Annotated in this window: 6 protein-coding genes and 4 pseudogenes; 7 read left to right on the top strand and 3 right to left on the bottom strand. The window is 67.4% G+C overall.

All coding sequences use genetic code 11. The features are described 5' to 3' along the window. The first annotated feature begins 322 nt into the window (after positions 1-322). Both ACZ68L_RS46270 and ACZ68L_RS46265 read left to right on the top strand, forming a co-directional pair. Positions 323-799: a hypothetical protein gene (locus ACZ68L_RS46270; protein ID WP_469590850.1), complete on the top strand. Its 477-nt coding sequence runs from the start codon at positions 323-325 to the stop codon at positions 797-799. Positions 800-964: 165 nt separating this feature from the next. Next, entirely contained in the window at positions 965-1534 is a 570-nt protein-coding gene (locus ACZ68L_RS46265) for a hypothetical protein (RefSeq protein ID WP_469590848.1), read from the top strand. Between the two features lie 18 nt (positions 1535-1552). On the opposite strand, the gene ACZ68L_RS46260 is transcribed toward ACZ68L_RS46265, so the two are convergent. Together ACZ68L_RS46260 and ACZ68L_RS46255 are read right to left on the bottom strand one after the other, a co-directional pair. Further along, positions 1553-2179 (bottom strand): TetR/AcrR family transcriptional regulator, encoded by a 627-nt coding sequence (locus ACZ68L_RS46260; RefSeq protein ID WP_469590846.1) that lies wholly within the window; start codon positions 2177-2179, stop codon positions 1553-1555. Positions 2180-2304: 125 nt separating this feature from the next. After that, a pseudogene (locus ACZ68L_RS46255) lies at positions 2305-2916 on the bottom strand (transposase); the annotation flags it as partial. A gap of 6 nt (positions 2917-2922) precedes the next feature. On the opposite strand from ACZ68L_RS46255, the pseudogene ACZ68L_RS46250 reads away from it, so the two are divergent. The 5 genes and pseudogenes from ACZ68L_RS46250 to ACZ68L_RS46230 form a co-directional block, all read left to right on the top strand. Next, positions 2923-3399 (top strand): annotated as a pseudogene (locus tag ACZ68L_RS46250) (IS30 family transposase); the annotation flags it as partial. 31 nt (positions 3400-3430) lie between these two features. Then, positions 3431-3724 (top strand): annotated as a pseudogene (locus tag ACZ68L_RS46245) (integrase core domain-containing protein); the annotation flags it as partial. A 43-nt stretch (positions 3725-3767) separates the two neighbouring features. Beyond that, positions 3768-5174: pseudogene (locus tag ACZ68L_RS46240) on the top strand (IS1380 family transposase). Positions 5175-5384: 210 nt separating this feature from the next. Beyond that, entirely contained in the window at positions 5385-5942 is a 558-nt protein-coding gene (locus ACZ68L_RS46235) for a DinB family protein (RefSeq protein ID WP_469590844.1), read from the top strand. A gap of 180 nt (positions 5943-6122) precedes the next feature. After that, complete coding sequence (locus ACZ68L_RS46230) at positions 6123-7448, top strand: IS701 family transposase (RefSeq protein ID WP_469590842.1); 1326 nt, start codon at positions 6123-6125, stop codon at positions 7446-7448. Positions 7449-7748: 300 nt separating this feature from the next. Here ACZ68L_RS46230 and ACZ68L_RS46225 read toward each other — a convergent pair whose 3' ends face one another. After that, positions 7749-8126, bottom strand: a complete 378-nt coding sequence (locus tag ACZ68L_RS46225; protein WP_469590840.1) for a hypothetical protein — start codon at positions 8124-8126, stop codon at positions 7749-7751. Positions 8127-8227 lie beyond the last annotated feature (101 nt).

Below are 8227 nucleotides of genomic sequence, written 5' to 3'. Positions count from 1 at the left end.
CGCTCGTTTGCGCAGCTCAAGAGGATACGAAGAGGGGCGTGCCATGACTCAATCCTTTCACGGAATCGAGTCTCCATTCGAACCGGGGCGGTTCAGTTCAGCGACGCGATGCTGCGGACGGAGATCCTCATAAAAGGTGTCGTGGTGCACGAGCGCACGGTGAAGGAGTACGGGTCAACGATCAACTGCCACCCTCAGCTTCACCACGCCAACGTCCAGAACCTCCGAACTACACGGAACGCGGGTCCTAGTGCTTTCTTCCGAGGCGCGTTGCGCCGAGAGGCCGATTCCCACGCACTTGGGCGACCGTACTGTGAAGGCCATGAGCAACGTGACACGCAAGACCGCCAGCGACTACGCGCTGGACGTCGTCCGAGGCTACGCGGACCACGACGCCACCGCGGTCCGCGAAGCGCTGGCCGGTCTGGACGCGGGCCGTTGGATCGAGGTGTACGCCGTCCTGAGCGGCCTGCTGCGTTCCACCATCAGCATCATGGAACTGACCGGCCGACGCTGGACGCTGGACGAACTGGTCCGGGGTTCCGACGAGGTCGCCGCCGTGGCCCCGCCCCACTACGAGTTCGCGATAGCCGAGTCCACGAGGGCATGGGCTCGCGGGGACCACTCGGCGATGCGAGCGTTGTCCGGCCTGGACCTCCTGGGTGCCGTGCACATGACGGCCGTGGGCGTCGCCGTCCTCGGCCTGGCCCTGTGGGGCAGGGCCAAACTCCTCGACGTACTCAAGGAGTTCGACCAAGCCGTCACCGAGCTCGCGAAGGATCGGGCTTCCGACGCCTAGCACCGCAGACCACCGTATGCGAAAACCAGACTCTCGTCGGCTTCGTCGTCGATGCCACCTGCCTGCGAAGCCGACGAGAACCTCTTGCGTCCCCCGTAGACGAACCCCTCACAGAAGCGGAGCATTGCGCGTGTCCAGAGCCGCACGGAACCACTTGTACGCGCCATGAACTTCCGGACTCCGCTGTCCGCACTGTTCCCCGGCACCTCAGGCCGGCTCCTCACCGCTCTCGTCGCACACCACATGGCCGATGCCGCCGGTCCGCTGACGGTCGACGAGTTGTCCAAGGACGCCGCGGTCACACCCACGCAGCTGGAGGCGGCACTTTTCCGCCTTGGCCTGCTCGGACTGGTCGCCCCCCGTTCCAAAGGGCAAGCCGTACGGCTGGTCACAGGTCACATCGCCTGGGACGCTCTGCGTCAAGTGACGGACCTGCGCGAACGCGTCATCGACATGGTCCGCGAGCGGGCCCAGGCCCACCTCCGCCCAGCACCGGACTACCTGGCGCTGAAGGGCGCCGTCGTCGACGGCACGGCGTCGCACCCTGCGGATGTACTGGAGTTGATCGTCGTCGCTCCGGCGACCGCCCCGGCAGACTGGCACCACGACTTCGCCGACCTCGTCGTTCAGCTGTCCGTTGATCTGGGGAACGTCGTCGTCCGCCGCAGCGCCCATGACACCAGGGAGGCTGAGGCCATGAGCGAGGGAAAGGCCGTACGCGTCCTGCCGTCATGACGGCCGTTGCCGTGCCGGTCAGTCATGCCCCGAGTCACGACGGTCTTCTTCGGCGTCTCCGGTCAACAGCCGTACCATGTCCGCCCAGGTGGTCTGCAGGCGCGCAGTGGTCACCTGGCGGTCGTTGCGCAGATGGTCCATGGTCTCGAAGTTCGTGAACACGAGCATGGCGTGGGCGAACATCTCGTGGTCGGCCAGCACTCCCGCTTCCTGCAGGAGGGCTGCGACGTGGTGGTGGAAGGACCGGGCGGTGTCCGAGGAATGGCGCCGCTCGAGGGGCACCTGGCGGGCCAGCGCAGCCCCCCGGTCGTTCTCGTCGGTGATGCGCTCGATCAGGGCGCAACCGAAGGCCGTCAGTCGTACCCTCGGCGGTGCTCCCGGCCCCAGCGGGGGCGGGCCCGAGGTGTACGCGTCGCGGAAGTCGGCCTCGGCGTCGCCCAGCAAGGTCAGCAGGAGTCCGGTGCGGTCGCCGAACCGGCGGAACAGAGTGCCCTTTCCCACTCCGGCCGCCTGGGCGACCGCGTGCATCGTCACGTGCTCCGCGCCCTGTTCGGCCACCAGCCGAGCGGCCGCTTCCAGCAGTCGAGCACGGTTGCGGGCCGCGTCGGCCCGCTCCGCGGCGCAATCGTCGGGGAGTCCCGTCACCGTTCGCTCCTCGGTAGGAGCGCATACACGCATCCGTCCTCGATCTGTACCGGGTACACCGGGACGGGGCGGGACGCCAGCGGATCTCAGGGGGCGTTTGATGTAGTCGAATTGCCGCTTATTCCCTAGTAGGTCCCTCGCCAGGTTGGTGTGGTCTCGTCCGTTATGCGCTTGGCGAGGTTGTCGATCGAGGCGATGTGGATCATGGCTTCGGAGCTGGCGGTGAGGGTCTCGTAGTCGCGGGCGAGGCGTCGGTGCATCATGATCCAGCCGATGCGCCGCTCGACTACCCAGCGTCTTTTCACGACGTGAAATCCGCGAACTCCGGGGTTTCTGTTGACGACTTCGACCTCGATTCCGAGGTTAGCTCCGTGTTCGACGACGGTTTTCTTGAAGCCGGTGTCGACCCAGCTTTTGGTGATGGTCGGGTAGGTGCTTTTGGCCTGGTCGAGGAGGCGTATTCCTAGGGCGTTTTCGGAGAGGCTTGCGGCGGTGACGGTCACGGCGAGGATCAGGCCGATCGTGTCGGTGAGGATGCCTCGCTTGCGGCCGACGATCTTCTTGGCGGCGTCCGTTCCCTGGCTGGTCACGGGTACGTTGGTGGAGGTTTTGATGCTCTGGGTGTCGATGACGGAGCCTGTGGGTTCGGGCTTGCGGCCTTCCTTCACACGAGCCAGCGCGGTGAGGTCGTAATTGAGCTGGGTGAAGATTCCCTCGTCGCGCCACGCGGCGTAGTAGGCGAGCGATCGGCGATCGGCACGCTGGTTGAGCGGACAACCCGATTCACGGTGCTCGTCCACCTGCCCCGCCAGGACGGCTACGGCATCGTCCCCCGTACCAAGAACGGGCCGCCGCTGGCCGGCTATGGCGCGGTGACGATGAAAGATGCGCTTGCGGCCACAGTCGGCACTCTGCCCGGGCAACTATGGCGGTCGCTGACCTGGGACCGCGGCAAGGAGCTGTCGGCACACGCCCAGTTCACGATCGAGACCGGCGTCCCGGTCTACTTCGCCGACCCACACAGTCTCTGGCAGCGCGGCACCAACGAGAACACGAACGGCCTGTTGCGCCAGTACTTCCCGAAGGGCACTGACCTTTCCCGATGGGCGGCGGAGGATATCGAGGCAGTCGCTGCCACCCTCAACAGTCGCCCTCGCAAGAGCCTCGGTTGGAAGACACCCGCCGAAGCCCTCAACGACCATCTACTATCGATCACATAAGCCGGTGTTGCATCCACTGATTGAACCTGGTCAATACGGATCCCGGGCCTTCGCCGGCCTCTGCGACCAACTCGGGGTCACACGGTCGATGGGCGCGGTCGGCACCAGCGCCGACAACGCGGCCTGCGAAAGCTTCCACGCCTCCCTGAAACGCGAGACTCTCCAAGGCGCCCACGACTACGGCGACTCCGATACCTGCCGCAGGACCGTCTTCGCCTGGCTGACCCGCTACAACACCCGCCGCCGGCACTCCGCCAACGGCCACCTCAGCCCCAACGAATACGAACACCGACACCACACCGCTAAACTCACGCTCGCCGCGTGATCAATAACCGCGTGCCCACCTTCACGGGGGAAGGCCCTTCTGCGTGCAGGGTATCGGTTCTCGTCCCAAGCTCCACGTCTCCACTGACGGTTCGGGGGTGGTCGGGCACGCGGGCGCACGTTTGCTGGCGGATCTTGCCGATGCCACCGGTCTGACCACCGCCTATTCCACTGCGCTCAGGCCGCTGCGACCGCGTGGCACCGGGCACGATCCAGGTCGGACCGCCACCGATCTCGCGGTGATGCTTGCCGACGGCGGTGAGGCGATAGCGGATCTGGCCGTGCTGCGGGACCAGGGCGAAATATTCGGACCGGTCGCCTCCACGCCCACCGCCTGGCGGTTGCTCGCCGACACCGGCGGAGCAGTACTCACTTCACTGCGAGCGGCCCGCGCCTCAGCCCGGGAAGTCGCTTGGATGCAGGCCGCCGAGACCGGCGAGGGCATACCCGCCGTCCAGGCCGGCTGACGAGAACTTCCCGGCCTGGTCCTGGACCTCGACGCCACGCTGATCACCTCCCACTCGGAAAAGGAACAGGCCGCGCCCACTTACAAAGGCGGCTTCGGCTTTCATCCGCTGCTGTGTTTCCTCGCGAACACCGGCGAGGCCATGTCAGGCCGGCTGCGGCCCGGCAACTCCGGAGCCAACACCGCCGCCGACCACATCGCGGTGCTGGACGACGCCCTCGCACAGATTCCCGACGCTCACCGGCACGGCACCCAGATCCTGGTCCGCGCCGACAGCGCCGGATCCGCGAAAGCCTTCCTCACTCACATCCGGACCTTGCGCGAGCGCGGGTTGGATCTGCGGTTCTCGGTCGGATACGCGGTCACCGAGCCAGTCCGTCGTGCAATCCGCTCACTGCCCGAAGCTCTCTGGCATCCCGCCTTGGACGAGAACGGGACGCTGCGAGACGGCGCCGAGGTCGCCGAAGTGACCGGCATGGTCGACCTCGCCGGTTACCCGGTCGGCACCCGCATCACCGTGCGGCGCGAACGACCGCACCCGGGCGCTCAACTGTCCCTGTTCGACCACGACGAGGGCCTGCGGCACCAGGTATTCCTTACCGATACCCCTTACTCCGGTGGCGGCTCCGCACAGTTCCTTGAGGTCCGCCACCGCGGACACGCCACCGTCGAGGACCACATCCGGTGCGGCAAGAACACTGGCTTCGGCCGCTTCCCCTCCCGCCATTTCGACGTCAACGCCACCTGGCTTGAACTCAGCCTCACGGCGATCGATCTCCTCGCCTGGGCCCGCGTCCTCCTGCTGGATGGCGAACTCGCCGCGGCCGAGCCCAAGAAACTTCGCTACCGGCTGCTACACGTTGCCGCCCGCCTCACCCGTGGTGGACGCCGCCTCCGCCTGCGGATCTCGGCGACCTGGCCCTGGAGACACGAACTGGCCATTGCTTTCAACCGCCTTGCCGCACTGCCCCGACCGGTTGACTGACCTGTAGCCCCCCGCCCACCCACGATCCGAAGGACCCGGAGAACCCGACCATTGCGCCGGGACTCCACCATGCCCAGGCAACAGAATCGCCTCGACCGCCCAACAGTTGATGATCAACGCAGCCGCCTCAGCCCAACCGAAACGGCGAGGCTAATATGAGGTTCATCCAAGGGCGCCCGACCGGGGCCCTCCTTGTGAAAGGCGGCAGCCATGCCCGTGATCGTCGACGCCGAAGCCTGCTGGGACGAGCGATCCGCACTGCTCGCCTATCTGGACGCACAGCGCGGCGGCGTCCGCCGCGCCGTGCACGGTCTGACCGAGGACCAGGCCCGCAGCGCGCCCAGCGCCAGCGCGCTGTCCCTGGCTAGTCTGATCAAGCATGTGACCTTGGCTGAGCTGGTCTGGGTCCGCAAGTGCCAGGGCGGAGCGGCGGAGACGCAGGCGGAGCTCGAGGCCAGCTTCATCCCCACGGCGGACGAGACGGTTCCGGTGCTGCTGGAGCGGTACGAGGAGGTAGCGCGCGCGACCGAAGACGCCGTGCGCGCGCTGTCCTCGATGGACGAGACGTTCGAATTGCCCCGCTCCCCGTGGGACGACGGCAGCACCCGGACCTGGCGCTGGCTGCTCCTCCACCTGATAGGGGAGGTCGCCCGGCACGCCGGACACGCGGACGTGATCCGGGAGACGATCGACGGGAAGGGCGCGTTCGACCTGGTCTTCGAGACCGGTGCGATGCCCGATCCGGACTGGTCGCTCCTGGAGTCCTGACCGCCCTACCCTGGACCTCGACGCGGGTCGGCCGGGGCCAGGATGCTCGACTTTCGACGTTTTCGTTGATCGTCGTGGGGCGCTCGTGTGGGTGATGGGGGCCTGATCTGGCAGCGCGGGGGTGGGCAGCAGAGAAGCATCGGCGGTGCTTGCGTCACCTGCTGTGAGGGGACCCCGCCGATGCTTCCGGACTCGACCGTACCCGCTTCGCTGCTGGCGGTGCTGACGTTCGTTCAGGGATGTTTCACCACGCCGACCTTCACCACCTTCGCGGCGCTGGTCACGGGCCTGATTGCGCAGACCGGGCGGGGCACGGTGACCGGCATACTGACCGGCGCGGGGTTGACACGCACCTGGTCCCACGACCGCGCCCATGCATTCTTCTCCCGCGCGAGCTGGAATCCCGCCCTGTTGGGCATCTCCCTGTCCCACCTGGTTGTGCGCCAACTCCTGCCCGAGGGGGCGGTGTTGACGGTGGCGGTGGACGACACGCTGTTCAAGCGGCGCGGGAAGAAGGTCTTCGGGGCGGCCTGGCAGCACGACGGCGCGGCCACCGGCCCCAGAGGTCTCGGGCGCGGGACCTGCTTCGTGGTGCTCGGCCTGGTCGTCGACCTGCCCTTCCTGGCCCGGCCGGTGTGCCTGCCGGTGATGGCCCGGCTGTGGCGCCCCAAGCAGGAGGTGAGCAAGGTCGACATCGCCGCGTCCATGATCCGCCTGCTGACCGCCTGCCACCACGGACGACGAATCCATGTCGTCGCGGACGCCGCCTACCACGGCAAGGCCCTGCGCGACCTGCCCGCGGCCTGCACCTTCACCACCCGGCTGCCCGCGTCCTCGGTGCTGTTTGCCCCGGCCCCGCCCAGGACCGGCAAACGCGGGCGTCCCGCGCTCAAAGGCGCGCGATTGGGCACGCCCGCCCAACTCGCGGCCACCGCCGACTTCGCTCCCGCGCGGGTCACGCGCTATCAGCGCACCGACACCGTGTACCTGGCCGAGGTCACCTGCCTGTGGTACGGCTCCCTCCACGCCCGCACCGTGCGCGTGATCCTGCTGCGCGACGACACCACCGACACCGGCTACGACCTCGCCCTGGTCACCACCGACCTGGCCGGCAGTGCGGCCGATCTGATCACCCGTTATGCGATGCGCTGGTCGATCGAGGTCACCTTCGCCGAGGCCCGCGGCCTGCTCGGAGCCGGACAGGCCCACAACCGCACCCGCGCCGCGGTCGAGCGCACCGTGCCCTTCGGCCTGTACTGCTACACGATCACCGTGGCCTGGTACGCGCTGCACGGCCACCAGCCCAGCGACGTGGCCGAGCACCGCGAACGCGCACCCTGGTACACCACCAAGTCCGACCCCTCGCTGTCCGACATGGTCGCCAAGCTCCGCCGAGTGATCATCGCCGCCCGATTTATGCCCACCCGCCCAGGTCAACCCACCGAGCAGGAAATCCGCACCGTCCAACAGGCATGGGCCGCCGCCAGCACCAACGCCGCCGCGTGAGACCCCAGACCTGTCAGAACGTCGAAAGTCGAGAGATAACAGACCCCGAAAAAAGAATCCAAGCCATCATCAACTACCGGCAGGCCACAGCTCCCGCCACCACCCCCCAACCACCCCCCGACCCACCACCAGGATCACTACCGCCCGCAGACTCAGGCAGCGCCACCCAGTCACCGGCATCCGCATAGACGAACATGCGGCCTGCAGTGGCGTCGACTCTGCAAGGTTTTGAAGGTGCACCAGCGCTGGCGCTACCGGCGCTGCGGCCCCGATCGGAGTCGCAGCCTCTGGCCGGAGTGATCATCCCGACCAACGAGGCCGGACGACGTCAAGGGCGACCGGGGCCTCGACCAGCGGGCCGTCCTCGATCCGGAACCGGTGAGCGGACAGGATCGCGCGCACGGCCTGGTTCATGACGGCCTGCTGGGCATCGCACAGCTCGGAGGGAAGGTGATGGGTGGCCGTCAGGTCCTGCTGCCACTGCACCCGCAGCGCACGATTGTTGCCGGGGACCGGGGCCAGGCCCACCCCGGTCTCCTCACCGTCTGCCGCCGCCTCGATGTTGTACGGCGGCAGGCCGACCAGCAGCACCTCAAGTACCGCCCGCGCGAGCTGCTCCTGCACCTCGGTGAGCGCCGCACCGTCCAACACGGCCCTGCCCGCGAAGGGGTCTGTCAAACGAGCGGCTCTGTCTCACATTCGGTGGTGACTCTGCGTGGTGCAGGGTCGTTGATATCGATGTGATGGATGTCAACCAGCTTGTGCAGATGGTCTTTTCG

It is taken from the genome of Streptomyces sp. NPDC104309 (genome assembly GCF_055584025.1).
This window is presented reverse-complemented; position numbering and strand designations above follow the sequence as displayed.

Bases quoted from the DNA above. Each gene is read 5' to 3' on its own strand.
- ACZ68L_RS46270 (WP_469590850.1), top strand. From the start codon at position 323: ATGAGCAACGTGACACGCAAGACCGCCAGCGACTACGCGCTGGACGTC.
- ACZ68L_RS46235 (WP_469590844.1), top strand. From the start codon at position 5,385: ATGCCCGTGATCGTCGACGCCGAAGCCTGCTGGGACGAGCGATCCGCA.
- ACZ68L_RS46265 (WP_469590848.1), top strand. From the start codon at position 965: ATGAACTTCCGGACTCCGCTGTCCGCACTGTTCCCCGGCACCTCAGGC.
- ACZ68L_RS46230 (WP_469590842.1), top strand. From the start codon at position 6,123: ATGCTTCCGGACTCGACCGTACCCGCTTCGCTGCTGGCGGTGCTGACG.